The organism is Ferrimonas balearica (assembly GCF_019802085.1).
Taxonomy (GTDB): domain Bacteria; phylum Pseudomonadota; class Gammaproteobacteria; order Enterobacterales; family Shewanellaceae; genus Ferrimonas; species Ferrimonas balearica_B.
Map to the genome: position 1 here is coordinate 912,343 of NZ_JAHVHV010000001.1, position 17,737 is coordinate 930,079.

23 protein-coding genes are annotated in these 17,737 nt (G+C 63.0%); 7 read left to right on the forward strand and 16 right to left on the reverse strand.

What is annotated here, in order from left to right:
• Positions 1-10: 10 nt before the first annotated feature.
• Together KUV81_RS04155 and KUV81_RS04160 are read right to left on the reverse strand one after the other, a co-directional pair.
• A complete protein-coding gene (locus KUV81_RS04155; RefSeq protein WP_222542580.1) occupies positions 11-517 on the reverse strand; it encodes a GNAT family N-acetyltransferase in 507 nt (168 codons plus the stop codon).
• Between the two features lie 74 nt (positions 518-591).
• The gene (locus tag KUV81_RS04160) at positions 592-1,533 is read right to left on the reverse strand and encodes an NAD(P)H-dependent oxidoreductase (protein WP_222542581.1); all 942 of its coding nucleotides are present in this window, start codon (positions 1,531-1,533) and stop codon (positions 592-594) included.
• Between the two features lie 140 nt (positions 1,534-1,673).
• On the opposite strand from KUV81_RS04160, the gene KUV81_RS04165 reads away from it, so the two are divergent.
• Entirely contained in the window at positions 1,674-2,576 is a 903-nt protein-coding gene (locus KUV81_RS04165) for a LysR family transcriptional regulator (RefSeq protein ID WP_222542582.1), read from the forward strand.
• A gap of 58 nt (positions 2,577-2,634) precedes the next feature.
• Here KUV81_RS04165 and KUV81_RS04170 read toward each other — a convergent pair whose 3' ends face one another.
• Positions 2,635-3,234: a short chain dehydrogenase gene (locus KUV81_RS04170; RefSeq protein WP_222542583.1), complete on the reverse strand. Its 600-nt coding sequence runs from the start codon at positions 3,232-3,234 to the stop codon at positions 2,635-2,637.
• Positions 3,235-3,349: 115 nt separating this feature from the next.
• On the opposite strand from KUV81_RS04170, the gene KUV81_RS04175 reads away from it, so the two are divergent.
• Complete coding sequence (locus KUV81_RS04175) at positions 3,350-4,246, forward strand: LysR family transcriptional regulator (RefSeq protein ID WP_222542584.1); 897 nt, start codon at positions 3,350-3,352, stop codon at positions 4,244-4,246.
• 135 nt (positions 4,247-4,381) lie between these two features.
• Here KUV81_RS04175 and KUV81_RS04180 read toward each other — a convergent pair whose 3' ends face one another.
• Together KUV81_RS04180 and KUV81_RS04185 are read right to left on the reverse strand one after the other, a co-directional pair.
• Positions 4,382-4,702 (reverse strand): hypothetical protein, encoded by a 321-nt coding sequence (locus tag KUV81_RS04180; protein ID WP_222542585.1) that lies wholly within the window; start codon positions 4,700-4,702, stop codon positions 4,382-4,384.
• A gap of 481 nt (positions 4,703-5,183) precedes the next feature.
• A complete protein-coding gene (locus KUV81_RS04185) occupies positions 5,184-6,011 on the reverse strand; it encodes a MipA/OmpV family protein (RefSeq protein ID WP_222542586.1) in 828 nt (275 codons plus the stop codon).
• A 276-nt stretch (positions 6,012-6,287) separates the two neighbouring features.
• Here KUV81_RS04185 and KUV81_RS04190 point away from each other — a divergent pair, with 276 nt between their 5' ends.
• Positions 6,288-6,671, forward strand: coding sequence for a hypothetical protein (locus KUV81_RS04190; protein ID WP_222542587.1), 384 nt, complete (start codon positions 6,288-6,290; stop codon positions 6,669-6,671).
• A 75-nt stretch (positions 6,672-6,746) separates the two neighbouring features.
• Here KUV81_RS04190 and KUV81_RS04195 read toward each other — a convergent pair whose 3' ends face one another.
• The 9 genes from KUV81_RS04195 to KUV81_RS04235 form a co-directional block, all read right to left on the reverse strand.
• Positions 6,747-7,709 (reverse strand): linear amide C-N hydrolase, encoded by a 963-nt coding sequence (locus tag KUV81_RS04195; protein ID WP_222542588.1) that lies wholly within the window; start codon positions 7,707-7,709, stop codon positions 6,747-6,749.
• A 175-nt stretch (positions 7,710-7,884) separates the two neighbouring features.
• Entirely contained in the window at positions 7,885-8,313 is a 429-nt protein-coding gene (locus KUV81_RS04200) for a CPCC family cysteine-rich protein (RefSeq protein ID WP_222542589.1), read from the reverse strand.
• A complete protein-coding gene (locus KUV81_RS04205) occupies positions 8,310-9,257 on the reverse strand; it encodes an alpha/beta fold hydrolase (protein WP_222542590.1) in 948 nt (315 codons plus the stop codon). The genes KUV81_RS04200 and KUV81_RS04205 overlap by 4 nt, the downstream gene beginning before the upstream one ends.
• Positions 9,257-9,595: a hypothetical protein gene (locus KUV81_RS04210; RefSeq protein ID WP_222542591.1), complete on the reverse strand. Its 339-nt coding sequence runs from the start codon at positions 9,593-9,595 to the stop codon at positions 9,257-9,259. The genes KUV81_RS04205 and KUV81_RS04210 overlap by 1 nt, the downstream gene beginning before the upstream one ends.
• Before the next feature lie 66 nt (positions 9,596-9,661).
• A complete protein-coding gene (locus tag KUV81_RS04215) occupies positions 9,662-10,078 on the reverse strand; it encodes a hypothetical protein (protein ID WP_222542592.1) in 417 nt (138 codons plus the stop codon).
• Positions 10,079-10,085: 7 nt separating this feature from the next.
• Positions 10,086-10,289, reverse strand: a complete 204-nt coding sequence (locus KUV81_RS04220; protein ID WP_222542593.1) for a hypothetical protein — start codon at positions 10,287-10,289, stop codon at positions 10,086-10,088.
• Between the two features lie 70 nt (positions 10,290-10,359).
• Positions 10,360-10,755 (reverse strand): GFA family protein, encoded by a 396-nt coding sequence (locus KUV81_RS04225; protein ID WP_222542594.1) that lies wholly within the window; start codon positions 10,753-10,755, stop codon positions 10,360-10,362.
• An 11-nt stretch (positions 10,756-10,766) separates the two neighbouring features.
• Positions 10,767-11,192, reverse strand: a complete 426-nt coding sequence (locus KUV81_RS04230) for a GFA family protein (protein ID WP_222542595.1) — start codon at positions 11,190-11,192, stop codon at positions 10,767-10,769.
• An 81-nt stretch (positions 11,193-11,273) separates the two neighbouring features.
• Positions 11,274-11,633 carry a nuclear transport factor 2 family protein gene (locus KUV81_RS04235; protein WP_222542596.1) on the reverse strand — a complete coding sequence of 120 codons (360 nt, stop codon included), beginning with the start codon at positions 11,631-11,633 and terminating at the stop codon, positions 11,274-11,276.
• A gap of 184 nt (positions 11,634-11,817) precedes the next feature.
• Here KUV81_RS04235 and KUV81_RS04240 point away from each other — a divergent pair, with 184 nt between their 5' ends.
• Positions 11,818-12,642 (forward strand): pirin family protein, encoded by an 825-nt coding sequence (locus tag KUV81_RS04240; RefSeq protein ID WP_222542597.1) that lies wholly within the window; start codon positions 11,818-11,820, stop codon positions 12,640-12,642.
• Here KUV81_RS04240 and KUV81_RS04245 read toward each other — a convergent pair.
• Positions 12,631-13,515 (reverse strand): LysR family transcriptional regulator, encoded by an 885-nt coding sequence (locus KUV81_RS04245; protein WP_222542598.1) that lies wholly within the window; start codon positions 13,513-13,515, stop codon positions 12,631-12,633. The two genes, KUV81_RS04240 and KUV81_RS04245, sit on opposite strands and share 12 nt — an antisense overlap.
• Positions 13,516-13,618: 103 nt before the next feature.
• Here KUV81_RS04245 and KUV81_RS04250 point away from each other — a divergent pair, with 103 nt between their 5' ends.
• A complete protein-coding gene (locus KUV81_RS04250) occupies positions 13,619-14,119 on the forward strand; it encodes a lactoylglutathione lyase family protein (RefSeq protein ID WP_222542599.1) in 501 nt (166 codons plus the stop codon).
• A gap of 45 nt (positions 14,120-14,164) precedes the next feature.
• Here KUV81_RS04250 and KUV81_RS04255 read toward each other — a convergent pair whose 3' ends face one another.
• On the reverse strand, positions 14,165-14,425 hold the full coding sequence (locus KUV81_RS04255) for a hypothetical protein (RefSeq protein WP_222542600.1): 261 nt from the start codon (positions 14,423-14,425) through the stop codon (positions 14,165-14,167).
• Between the two features lie 273 nt (positions 14,426-14,698).
• On the opposite strand from KUV81_RS04255, the gene KUV81_RS04260 reads away from it, so the two are divergent.
• Positions 14,699-15,613, forward strand: coding sequence for a ChaN family lipoprotein (locus KUV81_RS04260; RefSeq protein ID WP_222542601.1), 915 nt, complete (start codon positions 14,699-14,701; stop codon positions 15,611-15,613).
• Between the two features lie 82 nt (positions 15,614-15,695).
• Entirely contained in the window at positions 15,696-17,654 is a 1,959-nt protein-coding gene (locus KUV81_RS04265) for a DNA topoisomerase III (protein ID WP_222542602.1), read from the forward strand.
• The last annotated feature ends 83 nt before the right edge of the window (positions 17,655-17,737 follow it).

The following is a 17,737-nucleotide window of genomic DNA, read 5'->3' on the forward strand; positions in this document are numbered from 1 at the left end:
GGGCCCGTTTTTAATTGGGGTCATGTCGTCGGCTGGTCAGGCTCTGATGCATCACAAGGGCATCAATCCAGCCGAGCTTGGGGTGGGCAAAGGCGCCGGGCAAGCGGCCGACGGTGTCGAATCCCAGCTTGTGCCACAACCTTACCGCCCCGGAGTTGCTGGTGGCCACGAAGTTGAACTGCATCGCCCGGTAGCCCAGTTGCCGGGCCAGCGAGAGGGAGTGCTGGCACATCAGGGTGGCGAGTCCCCGCCCGCGGGCTTCGGGGGCCACCATATAGCCGCAGTTGCAGACGTGGCTGCCCGGGCCGGGCTGGTTGGTCTTGAGGTAGTAGGTGCCGAGCAGCTGACCCTCGTCCTCCACCAGGAAGGTTTTGAGCGGCTGGGTCAGCCACAGGCGTTGGCCGTCGGCCTTGCTGATGTTGGGGTCGATGGCGTAGGTGTCCCCGCGGTGGACGATGGCGTGGAACAGGGGCCAGAGGGCGTCCCAGTCGGCGTCGGTGGCTTCTCGCAGTTGCATGGGGCCTTCGCAAAGTGAACGCGTAGGCCCCAAAACTAGTCGATCAACAAGGGGATGAAAACCCGCCCTTAGTCTCAGTCCAGGGTGACGCGGTAATGGCGAATGCGCACCTGGCCCTCATCAAGCTCCAGCGTCCAGTGCTCCCGGGCCTCCACCTCCACCGGCTCGCCCGACAGGGTTTGAGCCGACAAGGCGACGGTGAACAGCAGCTCGGCGCGGTTGTCGCCGACCGGCTCGATCATCAACTTACCCAGGCGGTGCTGGCAGCCGGGCTGAAACTGCGCCCGCAGGTTTTGGTACCAGGTGGTAAATCCGGCGTGGCCCTCGAAACGCCCCTCGGGTACCTCGATCACCAGCTGCTCGCTGAGCATGGCCAGGAACTCGGCACCGGACTCGGGCAGGGCATCCATGCGGGCAAACCAGTCGGCGGCCAGGGCGCGGATGGGGGCGTGTTCGGCGGGGCTTAGGGCCTCCAACTGGGCCAGCAACGCATCGGCGTGGGCGTTGGCCCGCGATTCCACCAGCTCCTGGGTGTTGTAGACCCCGGGGATGTAGACCATGCCGTGGCTGACGGCAGGGGTCTGCCAGTCCATCTGGGCCAGGGTGGCGGTCTGGTGCAGAGGCATCAGCAGCTGGTCGATGGTGTACTGGTTGTATCCCTCGGGCCGGTAGGACTCCTCGGGGCCGCCGACGGTGGTGGAGACGATGAGCTTCTTGCCCTTGAGCTTGTCGCCGGTGGAGCCGTAGGCGAAACCGTAGGTCAGTACGCTGTCCATCCACTGCTTGAGGATCCCCGGCACCGAGTACCAGTAGAAGGGGAACTGCAGCACCACCACCTCGGTGGCCAGCAATGCCGCTTGCTCCGCCGCCACATCGATGCGGCTGTCGGGGTAGAGGGTGGCGAGATCCCGCACGCTGACATCGCTGCGGGCCTGGCCCAGGCGCGACAGGATGGTCTGATTGGTGTGGGATTGGCTCAGGTCGGGGTGGCCGGAGATCACCAGAATGTGGCTCATGGTCTTGTCCTCATGGTTAACGGGGCCCGGCCCGGGTGGGGCGCGGCGATGGGGGTAGATTACGGCAGGTCAGCTGTTAGGATAAGGCCATCTTTGTCTATTTGATTGTTAGTCAATAGCTAACAGAAGAGGCCCCAACCATGAGCCGATTGCCCTACAGCCAGCTGGAGATCTTCCTCAGCATCGCCCGCCAGGGCAGCATCCGGGGGGCGGCCCGGGCCCTGGCCATCAGCGCCCCCTCGGTCAGCCAGGCGCTGAAGCAACTGGAAGCGCGACTGGGGGTGCCGCTTTTTCTGCGCAGCACCCGCAAAATCGAACTGACCGAAGCGGGTCGGGCGCTGCAGACCCAGGCGGGACCGGCGTTCGAGGCGCTCTCCCTGGCGTTGGAGGCCGCCGGCGATCAGGGCCAGGTGCCCTCCGGTCGGGTCCGGCTGACCCTGCCGCGTTTCGTCTATCGCCTCTACTTCCGTCCACTGTTCGCCGAGTTTTGCCGGCGCTATCCGCAGATCGAGCTGGAGGTGTCGGTGGATGACCGGGCGCTGGATCTCATCGATGAGGGCTTTGATCTGGGGATCCGCATGGGGGATCGCATCGCCGAGGGCATGGTGGCCCGGCGCATCGGCCCGCCGATGCCCGATGCGCTGTTCGCCAGCCCGGACTACCTGGCCCGGGAGGGCCGCCCCGACACCATCGCCTCACTAAAGCGCCACCGGCTGATCCAGTACCGCTTTATCGCCGCCAACCAGCTGGCGCCGCTGGAGCTGCTGGACGCGGGGGAGGGGGTGCGGGTGGAGATGGCCAACGCCATGGTGGTGAACGACACCGACTTGATGCTGGACGCGGCCCGGGAGGGGCTGGGGATAGGCCGCTTCCTGGCGCCCCTGGTGCAGCGGGATTTTGATGACGGCCTGCTGGTGCCGGTGCTTAAACCCCACTGGCAAAGCTACCCGGGGCTGCACCTCTATTTTCCCCAAGGCGCGCAAAAGGCCCGGCGGGTGCGGGCGCTCATCGATTTTTTGGCCGAACGGCCGCTGGTGCTGTGAACGGCAAAAGGGTTGGCGGCCGCACCTCCTTGTGACGGCCGCCAGGGGTTGACTGGGCTTAGAGGTGATCCGGCACGTCCAGGGTCTGACCGTGCATGGCACCTTCCAGGGCAGCCACATAGGCCTTGGCGGTGTCGGCGGCACTGACGCCGGGGGTCGGGTCCATCCCCATCATCACCATGGTCTCCTTGACGAACACCGGTGCCACCACGTTCAGACGCAGGGTATCGAGCTCCAGTGCCGCGGCGCGGACAAAGCTCTCCAGGGCGCCGTTGGCCATGGCCACGCTGGTGCTGCCCGGGATGGGAGCCCGGGAGAGCACGCCGGAGGTGAGGGTGATGCTGCCGCCGGGGCTCAGGTATTCAGTGCCGTAGCGCACCAGGTTCACCTGGCCCATCAGCTTGTTGTTCAGCGCCAGTTGGAAGTCGTCGTCGCTGTGCTGGGCAAAGGGGGCGAACGCCGCCTGGCCGGCGGTGGAGATGATGGCGTCCACGGGGCCCACCGCCTCAAACAGGGCGCGAATGGACTCCGGGTTGGCAAGATCCACCTGATGGTCGCCGTCGCGATGACCGGCGGTGATAAGGGTGTGCTGGGCGGACAGGGCTTGGGCAACGGCTTGGCCAATGGTGCCGGTGGCACCGATCAAAAGAACGTTCATGGGTCACTCCTTCGGGGTCGTTGAGTCGGTTCGTTTCAGTTGGCTCAAGCTTAGTCCTGTGCTTAGAATGGAAAAATAACCTGAATTTGAAATCACCTTTCGAATTATGAGAAAGATGGATCTGCTCAAAGCGATGCGCACCTACTGCCATGTGGTGGCACACCTGAGCTTCAGCGCCGCGGCCCGGGAGCTGGGGCTGGTGACCTCGGCGGTCAGCCGTCAGGTGGCGGAGCTGGAGGCCCACTTCGGCTGCCAGCTGTTGCTGCGCACCACCCGGGCCATGCACCTGACGGAGGAGGGGCGTTACTTCCACCGGGAGTTTGAGCAGATCCTCGCCCGGGTGGATCAACTGGAGTCCGGCGCCAGTGACCGCCAGGGGCGGATCGCCGGGCACCTGCGGATCACCGCCCCGCAAAACAGTGCCCAGTTGGGGCTGCAGAAAAGCTTCAGCGGTTTTCTCAAGGCCCAGCCGGCGGTGAGCCTCTCCTGGATGATGGTCAATCGTTACGTCAATCTGGTGGAGGAGGGGGTGGACCTGGCCATCCGGGTGGGCACCTTGCCCGACTCCGGTCTGGTGGCCCGCCCCTTTGGCCAGCTTAAGGTGATGTTTGTCGCCAGCCCCGACTACCTGGCCCAGCACGGCACCCCGCAGCACCCCAAGGAGTTGGCCGAGCACCGCTGCCTGATGGACAGCTCCAACCGGCAGATGGGCCGCTGGCGCTACTTCGAGGACGGCGAGGAGCATCAGGTGCGGGTGGAGGGACCGCTGGAGGTGAACCAGGGGGAGCTGGTGGCGCAGTTTGCCGCCGATGGCTTAGGCATTGCCCACCTGCCCGAATTTATGGTCAAAACGCTGCTGGATGAGGGGCAGTTGGTGCCGCTGCTTACCCCCTACAGCTTACCTTCGCTGCCCATCTCCCTGGTCTACCCGGCCAACCGCACCACCAGCGCACCGCTTAAGGCCCTGCTGGAGCATCTGCTGGCCAACCGGCCTGCGGCTTTGGGGGGATGATGGTGGGGCGATTTACCCAACTGCAACTGGATGCGAACGTTGGATGGTCTGGAATAAGCATTGAAGTGGTTGAGCTGACGCTCAGTAAAACAAAAGCCGGCCTGTCGGGGCCGGCTTTAAACCAAGTGGAATAAGTCACTCGCCGAAGCTGATGCTCAGGCGCAGTTTGCTCTTGGGCTTGCACTTTTTGATGCATTTAGCGTAGCTGCCCGGATTTCTCACATCTTCCTTGAGGCACTTTTTGTAGCAGCTCTTGTCGCTGATCAGGCCCCCGTCCAGCTTTAAGGCCGTACCGTTAACTTCAACGTCCGGCAATCCAGCAAGATCACCGGACTCAAGCAGTTCGACAATGTATGAAGTTAAGGTGCCAGCCTCGGCCAGTTTCATGAAGTGGGCATCCAGTTCTGCATCTGAAATGGGGTCTTGTGCGGCGCTGTAATCGTTTGCGATGGTCATGGTGTTTTCCTCTTAAATGGTGGAAACAGCATCGTTCTACAGCTTCGAGCGACAGAGTCCTTCAGCCAAGGGACAAGCTTGTGGGTCCAGTGCCCTTGAGAGGGCTGCCCCAACCTAACCAGTAACAAAGGCGGGCATATCTGTACGCCTGCAGGGTTTAGAACAAAGACTTGAGCGGCTCAAATGGCGTTGAGCAGGCAGGGGTTCGCCGATATTTTTCAGCGCCATTATTTGTGCGCCGATTGGTTTATGGAAAGGGAGAAAAGGAAGGGCAACTTGAGCAATATCATCGCCAGCGTAGCCGTAAAAACTCTTCTGGACTAGGCGATTCAATGAAGGCTGGCTAGGGCCTCAAGGGAGGCCACTCTGGGGCATCATGTTCTTTCCCCGGATGGCCCCTCTTATTTTTTGGAGAGCGGTTACGCAACACACTTTCAGCATGATGCATTGCGCAACGGTCCGTCACTCAGTATTTGTGTATCTAGAATACGTAAATAAAGCCGATGCCGATTTCAGCTTCATAGTCGCTGCGTGCGATTGGGCTGTCCTGGATGTCACTGCTGTAATATTCATAGACGGCCTCGCCGATGATCTGCCAATTCTCGGCAATGTACTGACGATAATTGTAATTGAAGCCAACCGAGCGATAGCCGCCACTGAGATCGGTCTCCTCCAGCCCCGAACCCGCGGACTGTTCTGCGTCGATACCAAAATCCTTATTGGCATACTCGCTGTCGTGAAACACCACAGCGAACGCAATTTCATGGCCGGTTCCGTCTCTCTTCTGGCCAAAGCGACGACCCACGCCCAAAAGCCCCAGGGTTCCGTTTTCACTGACGATCACGCGGCCATCCAGCCAGTAGCGCCAATCGGAACCGAAAGCACGGCGGGCTTGCAGGACAAGCTCAAAACCCTCTTCGCCATCACCGAGACCATCGAGATGACCGTCATCGGAGTCGCCTTCTTCGCGGCCCTCGTCGAACCCCACGGCGACATCGAGTAGCCAGGTCTCAGAACGAAGCCCTCGCCACCCCAGCGTCTCACCCGCCCAGTAGAAAATGTTGTTGCCGCGGCGCCACTGCACGGCCCCGGCCGGGTCGACTTCGAAGTCGTATTCGTCTGACCCTTCGTACGCGGCCTCGTACTCCACGCTCAGCCCCAGTCCGAAGGCCCAGCCATCTTCCCCCCGGGTGAAGTCGTTTATCGAAGGCAGGGGCACCATCGCCGTTTTTTCGTCTTGCGCCATTGCCGCATTAAGGAAGGAACCCTGGACGAGCGTGACCAACAGTAAAGCGGTAAGGTCTTTCATCAGATTGCCGCGCCATAAAGGTTTTGGAGCAACACTGCCCCAAAGCGTGAGAGCCTGAGGTGAAGTGTAGGCGGTGAGTGGCAAGAGGCCCGGGTTGTCACTGTGAGTGATGAGGGGCGGTTATCACTGATTTTGGTGTCTAATCTTTGAATCTAGAATGTCACTTCGAAGTGATTTCGGTCTTTTTCTTCACCCGCAGAGCAGCGATGGCCGTCTGGCCTCAACTTGGCTGCATTGGGACGGATGAAATCGGCGTAATACGTTCCAGGAAAGGGCGTGGACACCATCAGGAAGCTTTACTTTTACTACCCGCGGTATCTGTTTCTGGCCTACCTGGGGTATCAGTTGATTTATGTTCATCGCTCGCCGGAGTATGAGCTCAGTCTGGGGCCGGCGCTTGTGGCTTTGGCGGCGCCGATGATACCGGTTTGGTACATGTTCAAGTATGCGAGGAAGATGTCCAATGACCTCTCCGGCTCGCGCTTAAATTTCATCAATTTCTTAGCGCCGCTTATTGTCGTCTCCGGTGAAATTTACGCGTTTCATCGTATCGATGATCCGGTTATCAGTTTCATTGGTGCCACGTTTACCGGTGGCCTACTGTTTCCAATGATGCTCTGTATCAACCTGACAATCGCGATGTTTTCAATCGACCCATAACGGGGCTCCGCACGGAAACAGAAAAAGCCCAAACCAGAGGTTTGGGCTTTATTCGTTGAGCTCAGTGATTCTGGCTTACATCCAGGCAATCATCTCGGCCGGCTGCAGCTTGTCGTTGATGTTGCCGAACAGGGCGACCGGGCCATTGACTTGCACGCTCAGCTCGGGGGCGCCGGCTTCGAGGTTCAGCCCATCGAAATCCACCCAGAACAAGGCCGGTTGCAGCGCGGATTCAAAGTAGTAGCGCTTGTTGCTGTGGTCGGTCAGGGTGCGCCACAGGGTGGCGGAGATGTTCGGGTGGTCCGGATCGGCCATGCCCAGGGGGACGCCGATGGAGCGCATGATGGACATGGCGGCCGCGACCGCTTCTTCGCCATCGGGGAATTTCGGGGTGCTCTCCAGGAAGTAGCTGGTGCGCACATAACGGTCTGCCGCGTTGATGGTGCCCGGCAGGGAACGGTTACCACCAATGAGCTTCCAGTAGGTGTTGATGGCAATCTGCTCTTCGTAGGTCGGAGAGTTGGTCATTACGGCAAACTCAGACCCATGATGGATCACCAGCTCGCCATCGATGTACTCCAAGATGGCGGAGTCACCAGACTCATCGGACAAAGAGAGGTGAGCGGACGCCGGACGGCCATTGGCCAGCAGCGGAGCAACAATGATGAACGGCAGTTCGCCTTTCATCGCCTCAACGGCTTCTTTTACCGTGGCGAAGCTGTCCAGGAAGTATTGGTTCCAGGCGCCAATGGAGAGCCGCGGCTTGTCAGACTGGCTGTAATCGCCGTAATCCGCCTCGGCGAAATAGAGGGCATTCACCGCCAGGCCTTTTTCATTTACGCCGTCGCAGGATGCACTTTCGTACATGCTGGTAAAAATGGAAGCGTATTTGGAGGTCCATTTAAGCGGGTTGTCCAAATGGGTGCCCACCTGCTCGCGGCCGCGAGGCAGCACAAACACATCAAAGCGTGACGTGGGATCATTCCAGTCCATACCGCGACCGGTAATGAATTTGCCGGACTCAGTTTCATAAACCATACGTGTACACATAAGCATTCTCTCACTAGGGGTTTCAAAATCTGAAGCCATGCTAATGAGAAATTTATCTCGCATACACTCAGGTATGATGGATCCCATACGTCAAGTAGTGATGGAAGTATCCACTCAAAGCCCCTTACGAACCTTCTGACTAAACGGCTGGCCTTTGGCCGTTTTACTCCCACCTCTGGGCATCGTAGTAGGCCCGCTCCTGTGCAAGCGCGGCACGCCAATGGGCGTCGTCGCCGCGCTCCATCGCCTGGGCGAAGGCGTTAAAGAGCGCCTTTTTCATCGGCATCGCCTTTTGCTCTCGCTCAAAGTGGTGGCCATCGCCGGGCCGGTACATGGTGTGGTGGCGGGCGAAGTTGGTGCGCGCTTCGCTTAGGGAGTAGTCGTGGTTGGGCCCGCCGCGCACCTCGTCGGCATCGTCGCTGTCCTGGCCATCGTCCTCCCAGAAACAGATGGGGCAGATCTCATACCGGGCCCGCTCGCTCAACGTGGGCATGGTGCAGCAGGGGCACAGAAAACGTTCGCGATATTGCGGCCAGTCCTTCTCCTGACTGGCCAGTTGGCAGTAGCGGTAAAACCAGGTGTCGAAGCTCACGGCATCCTCTGTGTTGTGGGTGCGGCCAGCTCGGCGTAAAAGCGCAGCAGCACTTGGTTGATGGACTCATCACGCTCGTAGTGCAGGGCGTGGCCGGCGTTCTCCACCAGCACAAAACGGTGGCTGGGCCCCAGGGCCTGGCGCACCGACTCGGCCTGGGTCAGGGGAAAGACGCTGTCCCTGTCGCCCCAAATCAACAAGCTCGGCAGTCCTTGCTGGCCCACTGCCTGAAAGTCGCCGATAGGGTCGCTTTGCAGGTAGCCCTGGGCGGTGGTGATCACCGCATCGGCAAAGCCCTCCAGCGCCATCTGCTCGCGGTAACGGGTGATCCAGGGGCCCTGCTCATCCGGGGCGATAAAGTCCCCCAGCTGTCGTTGGGGCATCTGGGGCAGGTAGAAAACGCGCGCCAGGTAGTCCCCCACCAGCGGCCAGGCCAGGGGGCCGACATCCACCGGGCGATTGAAGGGGGCCAGGAAAGTGGCGCTGGCCACCCGCTTCGGATGGTCGGCGGCAAAGGCCGCCACCACGGCCCCGCCCATGGAGAGGCCCACCAGGTGCACTGGCCTGTCTACTGCCAGGGCATCCAGCAGCTCGGACAGTTGACCGACGTAGGTGGCCCGGTCATAGGCCAGGGCGGGCCGGTCGGAGAAACCGCGGCCGTATAGGTCGAAGGTGAGCACCCGGTAGCCGGCGCTGCCCAGCTCGGCCGCGTTGCGCTTCCAGGTGAAGCTGGGCACGGAGAACCCATGCACCATCACCACAGGCTCGCCCGCCTCGGGGCCCCACCAGCGGTAGTGCACCTGACCATCAGAGAGGGCAACAAACTGCCCCGGCGCTTCGGCGCGGGCCGCATCATCCAGGGGGCGGGATTCGGTGCTCACCAGTCCGGGCAGGGCCAGCGCCAGGGCCAGCACCAGCATCACCAAGAGCAGAATCGGGCGCATCAGCGGTGATCCCCTTGGGGCAGGGCGGCCTGGATTCGGGACAGCCACAGTTCGGCGTTGGCCAGCACAAACTGCAGCTGGCGGCCGTCGGACAGGGTGATCTCCACCCCCTCGTCGGTCAGCGGCATCACCCCGGCGCCTTTGCCCCAGCAGCGGACCACCTTGGTGATCTTATCCAGGGTCAGGGCGTAGGGGCCTAGCCCCAGGTGGTCATTGAGGGGGGCGAAATGCAGCTCCGTGGGGGTGAGGCTCAGGTGGCCATCGGAGCGGGCCACCCCCAGTTGCAAGGTGGCGAAGGCCGTAAGACCGCCGGGGGTGGTGTCGGTGTCGATGGGCATGGGGGCTCCTCCCAGGGCATGGCTTTTTTGGGTATAGCAGCGCGCACCGCACCGCGACACCAGAGCCTAGCCGCCCCAGGTGGTGAGGATCACCAGAAGCCAGAAGATCACCATCAGCACCGGCAGGGTGCGCGGCGGCGTCAGCCAGTTCCAGCGGGAGGTTTCCCCCAGGGGGTTGGGCAGCTGGTCGCGGTTCGCCAGCTCCTGCTTCAGCCAGTAGCGCTTGAGCCGGGCCTTGGCCACCAGGGCCCGCTTGGCGGCGATAAAGACGATCACCGACAGCAGGATGGCCAGCGCCGCCGCCAGTTGGATGGCGGGCAGACGCAGCTCCGGGCTGGCCTCGAAGCCGCGGGTGAAACTGAGCGCCACGGCAGTAATGAGAAAGCCCTGGGTGGCCAGGTACCAGGTGATCCGCGAGTTGGTCAGCTGGTCTTCCCGATCCAGCAGCTTGATCACCGCATCGAACTTGTCCTTGTCCTCCATGGGTCCCTCAGTCGTTCAGGCCGGCCAGCTCCAGGGCCAGGGAATGGGTGCGCTTGGCGTGGGCCAGGGCTTTTTGAAAACGCTCCTGGGCCAGGGCCTCCTCGGTGGGATCGCCCTGGGCCTCCAAAAGCGACTGGGAGAGCACCTTGTAGCTGTTCAGACACTGGGCCTGATAGGCCTTGTTGAGGGCGTCGCGGGTCATCTCGTCCATGATGCGGTTTCCTTGTATGGGGCCAATGGGTCTAGGGTGCCCAAAGATTAACCGGTTGAAAAGGCCCGATTTACTCCATGTGTTCCAGCTCGGTATCGAAGGCCACCCAACCGTGCTGACGGGCCTCGTACACCGAGACGGTGGGGGCGGGCAGGGGCGTCTGGGTAAAGAGCCCCGCTGGTACCGCCACGAAGCCTTTGAGCGCCTCGGGGGCCAGCAGCACCGTGGTGCCGCAGTGGGGGCAGAAGCGCTGGCTGACCTGCCCGCCGCTGTCGCCGGTGCGGCTGTAGCTTTGGGTGGGGCCGGTGACTCTAACTGCGGACTCGGCAAAGCGGGCCTGGTAGCCGAAGGCGGAGCCGGTGCGTTTCTGGCATTCGTGGCAGTGGCACACCGACAGGCGAATCGGTTCGGCATCGATGTCGAGACGAACCTGGCCGCAGCTGCAGCTGACGTGGTAGAGGCTCATGGCGGACTTCCTTACTCTTGTGGGTCGCTGCGGTCGCTGCGGTCGCCCGGGTAGCGCGGGCAGGGGTCTGAAAGCTCAAGCCAGGGCAGCTGGCTGGCGGTGTGGATGTGGTAGTTGGGGGCCACCGCCTGGGGCGCATCCAGGGTGGGGATACTCAGGGTGAGGTATTGCGGGTAGTCGGTGTGACGGTAGCTCAGGCTGGTGCCGCACTGGGGGCAGAAACCGCGGCGGATGGCGTCCGAGGAGGCGAATTCCTTGGGCGTCTCGTTCAGCCACTGCACCTGCTCGGTTTTGAAGTCCATCCAGGTGCCCACCGGCGCCCCGGTGGCTTTCTGGCACTGACGGCAGTGACAGTAGTCGGCGTCGAAGGGCCGGGCTAAGAGGCGGTAGCGGATGGCGCCGCACAGGCAGCCGCCCTCCATGGCGTCGGTGGTCATGATGCAATCCTGGTTTGCGCTGGGGCACGCCGCCCCAGGGACTTAAGCTACCGCAACCGCGCGGCCACGGATAGGGCGGGCTTAGAAGGCCGCCCGCCACTGCTCGGTGTCGATAAACCAGCGCTCCTCAAACACCTTGTCGCCGCGAAATCGGAACAGCACCGCGAGCTGCGAGGCGGACACCTTGTCCGACTTCCACTCCATGATGGTGACCACCTCGTGGCCCGTTTCCACCTGACGCAAGCCGGTGATCTCAAACCCCGGCGGCACCAGGCTGCCCAGCTTATCCAGGGCATCGCGAAAGGCCGCAACACCCACCAGTCGGTCATCCTGGCCCGGCATGATGAACACCATGTCCTCGGTGTAATCGGTCACCAGGGCATCGAAATCCCCGGCGCCCACCGCATCCCAACCTCGCTGTACGATCGCGGCCAAGCTCATGGTGCACCCCCTTGGGCTAGAGACGTCCACGAAGTGTAGCCCTTGGTGGGTCTGGGCTTAGGCGAGGCGCGCATTGTCTGCACAGCAATAACGTCAACTTAATCGAACGGATGTGGCGATATTCTGCAATTTTCATTCGAACCTTTCGTTCGTATGCTGGGTCCATCAAGCAAAGGAGGCAATTATGACCACGCGCAAACTGATGGCCGTTCGGGCCTCCCAGCCCACCAGTGACGGCGACGGGGTGAAGATCCGCCGGGTGGCGGGGTTTCAGGACGCCAGGATGGACCCCTTCCTGATGCTGGATGAGCTCAAAGGCGACGACAGCAAGGACTACGTCGGCGGCTTCCCGCCCCATCCTCATCGGGGGATCGAAACCCTCACCATCATGCTCAAGGGCCACTTCCGTCACCAGGACCACCTGGGCAACGTGGGTGAGCTGCGGGACGGCGGCGCCCAGTGGATGAGCGCCGGGCGCGGGGTGATCCACTCCGAGATGCCGATGATGACCGACGGCCAGCTGCACGGCTTTCAGCTGTGGATCAACCTGCCTGCCGCCAAGAAGATGCAGCCGGCAGATTATCGCGACTTCCAGTCCGAAAGCATCCCCACGGTGGCGCTGGGAGACAACGCCCAGCTGCGGCTGATCAGTGGTGAGCTCAACGGCCAGTCGGGGCCGCTGACCAAGCCGGCGGTGCCCATGCTGGTTGGGGAGTTGACCCTGGATGGCCGGGTGGCGCTGCCGGTGCCCGGCGATTACCATCTGATGGCCTACCTCTACCAGGGGCGGGTGCGGGTGGATGATCAGGAGGTGGCCGCCGGGCAGATGCTGCACTTTGGCGACGGGGACACCCTGGCGCTGGAGGCGCTGGAGCCCTCGGGGTTGCTGCTGCTGGCCGGCCAGCCCATCCGTGAGCCGGTGGCCCACTGGGGGCCCTTCGTGATGAACACCATGGCGGAGATCGATCAGGCGATCGCCGATTACCAGGCCGGGCGTTTAACGGACTGAGTCACTAAGCAGCGCCGTCAGGGTGTCCGTCACCAGCTCAAAGCGCTTGGGCAGACGCTGGTAACGGCGCTGCACCAGGTAGACGGTTTCGCACACCGGCCGGGCCAGGGCGTGATAGCGGATCGCCTCTGGCCGGGCAAAGGCGGCCACCGCGTAGGCGGGCAGCACCGAGAACCCCAGCCCCCGGGCCACCGGCTCCAGAATCAACCCAATCTGGTTGGAGAAACCGCGCCGCGGCAGCTGGCTGACCTGCTCGAACTCCGGGTAGTTGGCCGCCAGCAGCAAGCCGGCGTGGTGGGCGCCGTCCGGGTGGTCGATGTAGCCCAGCTCCGTCAGGGTGGCCCAGTCCGGTTCGGTGACGCTGGCCGGGGTTACAAGAAAAAGCGGCTCTTCGGCAAACTCCCGGCTGGAGAGCTCCGGCAGTCGGGCCGGGCGGGTGATGAGGCCCAGGTCCAATTGGCGGGCCGCCAGTTGTTTCTCGATGCCGTCGTTGGGGGCGAAGCCGTACTCGATGGACAGCCCCGGGTGCTTCACCTGCAAGTCCAGCAGGCCCGGATAGAGCCGCAGCCCCAGGCTGCCGGGGCTGGCCAGACGGCAGCGGCCGGCGTTGGCGCTGTCCACCTTGAGGCTGCGCTCGAGAAAGTCCAATTGGGAAAGGGTGTGCTGGGCCTGCTGGTACACCCGCTCACCGGCCTCGGTGAGGCTGAAGCCCTTGCCTTCGCGCTGCAGCAGGGCCTGGCCGTAGTGGTGCTCCAGCTTGCGAATTTGCTGGCTGACCCCGGGTTGGGTCATTGCCAGCTTTTCGGCGGTGCGGGTGAAGTGGCCGGTCTCCACCAGGGTACAGAAGGTTTGCATCCAGCTCAGGTTAACCATAACAAAACGTCATCAAATGGATTAGATGGGATAATTTCACGTTAGGATTATCCGCCAGTACATTGGACTCCGCAACGATAACTCGCTTTGAGGAGCCCAAATCATGACTCAGCAGACTTACCCCCGCACCTTCTCCCACATCGGGATCTCCGTACCGGACCTGGACGCCGCCGTGAAGTTTTACACCGAGGTGATGGGTTGGTACCTCATTATGGAACCCACCACCATCCACCAGGACGACAGCGCCATCGGCGTGATGTGCGACGACGTGTTCGGCCCGGGCTGGGGCAGCTTCCGCATCGCCCACCTGGCCACCGGCGACAAGATCGGCATTGAGCTGTTCGAGTTCCCCAACGCCGAGAACCCCCAGAACAACTTCGAGTACTGGAAAACCGGGGTGTTCCACTTCTCCGTGCAGGATCCGGACCTGGAAGGCCTGGTGGCCAAGATCCTGGCCGCCGGCGGCAAGCAGCGGATGCCGGTGCGCGAGTACTACCCGGGTGAGAAGCCCTACCGCATGGTGTACATGGAAGACCCCTTCGGCAACATCATCGAGATCTACAGCCACAGCTACGAGCTGACCTACAGCGCCGGCGCTTACTAAATTAGTTGCCCCGCGTCCAAGCCCGGGCGCGGGGCCTGTTGAGGATTAGCCTTTGCCGGCAAACCAGTCGTTGGTGCGCTTGGGCATCGCCAGGTAACCTTCAACGCAGTGCTCCACACGCTCGGCGTGCTGGCCCGTCTGAGCCGCCAGGCGTTCCTGCCCCTTGGCCACGTCCTGGCACAGGGCCCAAACCTTATCGAACGCCTCCGGCGTGATCCCCGCCTTTACCGCATCGTCTTTTGTGGTCTCCCCCAATGCCGCCCCGGAGAAGGTCAGGGCAGCGCACAGCAAAATTGTAACGCGCATGTCTAATGCTCCTTATGTTTGCTCTACGTTTTTGCACAGAGCTGGGCGAATGTCTTGAACGGCCAAGCCGTTTGCGCGAAATTTCACCAGGGGCAGGTCGCCTTGTCTTAAGTGAGCGGTTCATTTTTCTGGCGTTTTCAATCTGGTCATACCAGATGGTCAAAAGCTGAGCGGTGGCCGGTTTCGCAGCTGCGGTTGTGAAAGGTGAACGTTTGATGCCCCCGCGCCGTTGGAAGCGGACCATGCTTAAGGCAGTGGATTGGGGGAGTGGATATGAAACCAAGCGGATGGATGCTGACGATGCTGCTGATGGCGGGCCCGGTCTGGGCGCTGGAGCCCTGGCAGTCCCCCTACGAGCAGGACCACCCCCTGGTGGGGGCGATCCTCGACACCCAAAGCGGCGAGCGCTTAAGCGCCGAGCAGCTCTACCAGCGCCTGTCCGGCCACCCCCTGGTGCTGGTGGGGGAGAAGCACGACAACCCGGATCACCACGCCCTGGAGCGGGCCCTCTACCAGGCCCTGAGCCCCCAGTCGGCGCCGCGCACTTTAGTGCTTGAGATGCTCAGCGGCGGGGCGCTGCTTAAGCCCAACCCCGGCCTTTCCGAGCTGGACGATACCGCCTTGCAGGTGGCTATCGAGTGGCCCCAGGGCAGCTGGCCCTGGCAGGACTACGCCGAGCTGGTGCGCCTGGCCCTGGCCAACGGCAGTGCCCTGGGGGCCGCCAACCTGACCCGGCCCACCATTCGCGCCGTCTACGAGCAGGGGGCCGACGCCCTGGACTCCGCGTCCCAGCGGGCCACCATGGCGGCCATCGAACCCCGTGTGCGGGAGCCCTGGGCCGAGGTGCTGTACGAGCAGCACTGCGGCGCCCTGCCCATGGCCCACATGACACCCATGGTCAAAGTGCAGGTGGCCCGGGACGCGGCCATGGCGGGGGTGCTGGCCCAAACCGAGGGGCCGGCGCTGCTGATCAGTGGCGGCTTCCACGCCGCCCAGCGCGACGCGGTGCCCGCGCATCTGCGCGAGCGGGGGCTGGACAGTGTCAGCGTCCTGCTGCTGGAGGTGGACTCGGAGCATCAGGACTGGCGGGAGTACCGCGAGGCCATCGAAGCGGACTTCCACTACCTCTGGTTCACCCCCAAATCCACCACCCGGGATTACTGCGACGACCTGGCCGGCACACACTAACTGTAATTTTATACAGGGGTTTGTTGCCGGTGCCGGGGGCTCTGGGCTAACCTAGGGCCACCCAAGTCATTGAATCCCCTGCATGCGCCTCTACATCGCCGAAAAACCCAGCCTGGGACGGGCCATCGCCGCCGTCCTGCCCAAACCCCATACTGCGGCGGAGGGCCACATCCGGGTGGGCAACGGCGACGTGGTGACCTGGTGCATCGGCCACCTGCTGGAGCAGGCCGAGCCCGACGCCTACGACCCCCGCTACAAACGCTGGAACCTGGCGGATCTGCCCATCCGGGTGGATCAGTGGCAGCTCAAACCTCGCAAGGGGGGCGCCAAGCAGCTGGCGGTGATCCGTAAGCTTCTTAAAGGCGCCAGCGAAATTGTCCACGCCGGGGATCCGGACCGCGAAGGGCAGCTGCTGGTGGACGAGGTGCTGGACCACCTCAAACTGAGCGCCACCTTGAAGGGCCAGGCCAAGCGGCTGCTGATCAGCGATCTCAACCCCCCAGCGGTGAAACGGGCACTGGCCAACCTCAAGGCCAATCGGGAGTTCGCGCCCCTGTCGGTGTCGGCCCTGGCCCGCTCCCGGGCAGACTGGCAATACGGCATGAACCTCTCCCGCGCCTACACCCTGCTGGGCCAGCAGGCCGGCTACCAGGGGGTGTTGTCGGTGGGACGGGTGCAAACCCCGGTGCTGGGGCTGGTGGTGCGCCGGGATGAGGCGATAGAGGCGTTCCAGCCCAAGCCCTACTATCAGCTCGATGCGCTGATCCCCCATGCCGAGGGGCTCATCCGGGCCCGATGGCAGCCCAGCGAAGCCTGCGCCCGCTGGCTGGATGAGGAGGGGCGGGTGCTCAGCCGCGGCCTGGCGGAGAATGTGGCCGGGCGGATCGCCGGCCAGGACGCCACCGTCACCGAGTCCGAGCACAAGGAAAAACCCCAGGGGGCGCCGTTGCCGTATTCGCTGTCGGCGCTGCAGATCGACGCCGCCAAGGCCTTTGGCCTGAGCGCCCAGGAGGTGCTGGCCTGCGCCCAGTCCCTCTACGAGAAGCACAAGGCGATCACCTACCCGCGCTCCGATTGTCGCTACCTGCCCAAGGAGCACTTCAGCGAGGCCGCCGACGTCTGCCGGGCCATCGAGCGAAGCGCGCCGGATCTCAAAGCCGGCGTCGAAGGGGCGGATCTCAGCCGCCGCTCCCGGGCCTGGAATGACGCCAAGGTCAGCGCCCACCACGCCATCATCCCCACCCCCAAGGGGGTCTCACCCCAAAGCCTCTCCGCCAAGGAGGCCAGGGTGTACGGCCTGATTGCCCGTCAGTACCTGATGCAGTTCTTCCCGCCGGCCCGCTTTGCCGAGTCCCGCCTGGCCTTCGAGATTGGCGGCGGCCAGTTCCTGGCCAAGGGCCGGACTTTGGTGTTCCCCGGCTGGCGGGCGCTGCTGGGCAAAGGGGTCAAAACAGAGGAGGCCGAGTCAAAAGGCGAAGCCAAGGGCGAGGCACCCCAGGCCCTGCCGCCGCTGACGGTGGGGGAGGTGCTGCGCTGCGAGCGGGGGGAGATCAAAGACTGCATGACGGAGCCGCCCAAGGCCTTTACCGAGGCGACGCTGCTGCAGGCGATGACGGGCATTGCCCGCTTCGTGCGCGATGAGAGCCTGAAGGGGATATTGCGGGAAACCGATGGTCTGGGCACCGAGGCCACCCGGGCGGGAATACTGGATCTGCTGTTCAAGCGGGGGCTGCTGAGCCGCCAGGGTAAGGCGATCCGCTCGACCGAATCCGGGCGGGGGCTCATACATGCTCTGCCGGAGGAGGCCAGCTACCCGGACATGACGGCCCACTGGGAGCGTCAGCTGCAGGACATCGCCGACAAGCAGTTTGGCTACGCGCCCTTTATGGCGGACTTGGAGGGGCGCATCGAGGCGCTCATCGCCGGGTTGAAGCAGGGTGGGGTGCCGCCGTCGCTGCGGGGCCTTAAGAGTGCGGCCCCAGCCAAGCGCCGGTTTCGCCGCAAGGGCGTGAAGCGGGCAAAAAAAACGCCATCTCAATGAGATGGCGAAAGAAGAACTCAATGTTTGCAGGGAGATGATGAATTCCTTATTGGGTCAGACTGGCCCTCGGCGAAGAAGTTCCC

What these genes read in the sequence shown, in the direction of transcription:
- KUV81_RS04155 (WP_222542580.1), bottom strand. Translation starts at nt 517, where the DNA reads ATGCAACTGCGAGAAGCCACCGACGCCGACTGGGACGCCCTCTGGCCC.
- KUV81_RS04165 (WP_222542582.1), top strand. Translation starts at nt 1,674, where the DNA reads ATGAGCCGATTGCCCTACAGCCAGCTGGAGATCTTCCTCAGCATCGCC.
- KUV81_RS04195 (WP_222542588.1), bottom strand. Translation starts at nt 7,709, where the DNA reads ATGGTTTATGAAACTGAGTCCGGCAAATTCATTACCGGTCGCGGTATG.
- KUV81_RS04160 (WP_222542581.1), bottom strand. Translation starts at nt 1,533, where the DNA reads ATGAGCCACATTCTGGTGATCTCCGGCCACCCCGACCTGAGCCAATCC.
- KUV81_RS04255 (WP_222542600.1), bottom strand. Translation starts at nt 14,425, where the DNA reads ATGCGCGTTACAATTTTGCTGTGCGCTGCCCTGACCTTCTCCGGGGCG.
- KUV81_RS04185 (WP_222542586.1), bottom strand. Translation starts at nt 6,011, where the DNA reads ATGAAAGACCTTACCGCTTTACTGTTGGTCACGCTCGTCCAGGGTTCC.
- KUV81_RS04230 (WP_222542595.1), bottom strand. Translation starts at nt 11,192, where the DNA reads ATGACCACCGACGCCATGGAGGGCGGCTGCCTGTGCGGCGCCATCCGC.
- KUV81_RS04225 (WP_222542594.1), bottom strand. Translation starts at nt 10,755, where the DNA reads ATGAGCCTCTACCACGTCAGCTGCAGCTGCGGCCAGGTTCGTCTCGAC.
- KUV81_RS04215 (WP_222542592.1), bottom strand. Translation starts at nt 10,078, where the DNA reads ATGGAGGACAAGGACAAGTTCGATGCGGTGATCAAGCTGCTGGATCGG.
- KUV81_RS04265 (WP_222542602.1), top strand. Translation starts at nt 15,696, where the DNA reads ATGCGCCTCTACATCGCCGAAAAACCCAGCCTGGGACGGGCCATCGCC.
- KUV81_RS04245 (WP_222542598.1), bottom strand. Translation starts at nt 13,515, where the DNA reads ATGGTTAACCTGAGCTGGATGCAAACCTTCTGTACCCTGGTGGAGACC.
- KUV81_RS04210 (WP_222542591.1), bottom strand. Translation starts at nt 9,595, where the DNA reads ATGCCCATCGACACCGACACCACCCCCGGCGGTCTTACGGCCTTCGCC.
- KUV81_RS04205 (WP_222542590.1), bottom strand. Translation starts at nt 9,257, where the DNA reads ATGCGCCCGATTCTGCTCTTGGTGATGCTGGTGCTGGCCCTGGCGCTG.
- KUV81_RS04170 (WP_222542583.1), bottom strand. Translation starts at nt 3,234, where the DNA reads ATGAACGTTCTTTTGATCGGTGCCACCGGCACCATTGGCCAAGCCGTT.
- KUV81_RS04260 (WP_222542601.1), top strand. Translation starts at nt 14,699, where the DNA reads ATGAAACCAAGCGGATGGATGCTGACGATGCTGCTGATGGCGGGCCCG.
- KUV81_RS04180 (WP_222542585.1), bottom strand. Translation starts at nt 4,702, where the DNA reads ATGACCATCGCAAACGATTACAGCGCCGCACAAGACCCCATTTCAGAT.
- KUV81_RS04240 (WP_222542597.1), top strand. Translation starts at nt 11,818, where the DNA reads ATGACCACGCGCAAACTGATGGCCGTTCGGGCCTCCCAGCCCACCAGT.
- KUV81_RS04175 (WP_222542584.1), top strand. Translation starts at nt 3,350, where the DNA reads ATGGATCTGCTCAAAGCGATGCGCACCTACTGCCATGTGGTGGCACAC.
- KUV81_RS04250 (WP_222542599.1), top strand. Translation starts at nt 13,619, where the DNA reads ATGACTCAGCAGACTTACCCCCGCACCTTCTCCCACATCGGGATCTCC.
- KUV81_RS04235 (WP_222542596.1), bottom strand. Translation starts at nt 11,633, where the DNA reads ATGAGCTTGGCCGCGATCGTACAGCGAGGTTGGGATGCGGTGGGCGCC.
- KUV81_RS04220 (WP_222542593.1), bottom strand. Translation starts at nt 10,289, where the DNA reads ATGGACGAGATGACCCGCGACGCCCTCAACAAGGCCTATCAGGCCCAG.